This window comes from Komagataeibacter kakiaceti JCM 25156 (genome assembly GCF_000613305.1).
Map to the genome: position 1 here is coordinate 1 of NZ_BAIO01000739.1, position 892 is coordinate 892.

General features: G+C 66.4%; 2 protein-coding genes. One reads left to right on the forward strand and one right to left on the reverse strand.

Going from position 1 to position 892, the window contains the following annotated elements:
• Positions 1-371, forward strand: a 371-nt coding sequence (locus JCM25156_RS18480) for a glycosyltransferase (protein WP_025814306.1), incomplete at its 5' end; no start/stop codon positions are given.
• On the opposite strand, the gene JCM25156_RS18485 is transcribed toward JCM25156_RS18480, so the two are convergent.
• A partial coding sequence (locus JCM25156_RS18485; protein WP_025814308.1) for a chloride channel protein occupies positions 354-892 on the reverse strand: 539 nt, incomplete at its 5' end. The two genes, JCM25156_RS18480 and JCM25156_RS18485, sit on opposite strands and share 18 nt — an antisense overlap.

An 892-nucleotide genomic window follows, 5' to 3' on the forward strand; every position in this document is an offset into this window, starting at 1 on the left:
TTCATTTCCTGGGCTGGCGGTCGGATCGCGGGGCCTTGCTGGCGGCGGCGGATCTGTGTGTCCTGCCGTCGCGCTACGAACCGTTCGGGACTGTCATCCTCGATGCATGGTCCACCGATGTGCCGCTGGTCGCCTGCGCGGCGGATGGCCCGCGCGCGCATATCCGCAACGCTGAAAACGGCATGCTGGTCCCCATTGACGATGCCGCTGCCCTTGCGGGTGCGATCCGTCAGGTGCTGGACGACCCGGCGCTGGCGGCGCGGATCGTGGCAGGGGGACGCCGCGATTACGAGACGTATTTCACCCGTCAGGCCGTCACTACCCAATGGCTGGACCTGTATGGGCGGGTGCTGTCAGCGCACCGCCGTTAGCGGTGGGGCGGCCGGGGGTGGGGCCCGTTTCGGCACCGGCGGGCGGGAGGCCATGCCATCGAGGAACGCCTCCGCCAGCGCGGAATACAGGGCCTGCGAACAGATCATGCGCGAGACGCCATAGGCGAGGAAGGACGTGGCGAGCAGTGCCAGCGTCACCTGCTGGTTGTCGCACATTTCCATGACGATGACGGACGCGGTAAGCGGTGACTGCACCACGGCCGAGAAATAGGCGACCGTACCCAGCAGCACTACCGCGCCCGGCGTGGTATGCGGCAGGAACTGCGCCACCCAGCCGCCAAATCCCGCCCCGATGGCGAGAGAGGGGGCAAACAGCCCGCCCGGAATGCCCGAACAGTAGGAAATGATGGTGGCGATGAATTTCAGGATGAAGAAGGATGCGGGATAGTGCGTCCTGCCTTCTATGATCTCGTGGGCCTGGATATAGCCGGTGCCATAGGTGATCCCGTCCGACGCGATGCCGATCACGGCCAGCGCCAGCCCGCAGGCGGCCGCGAACG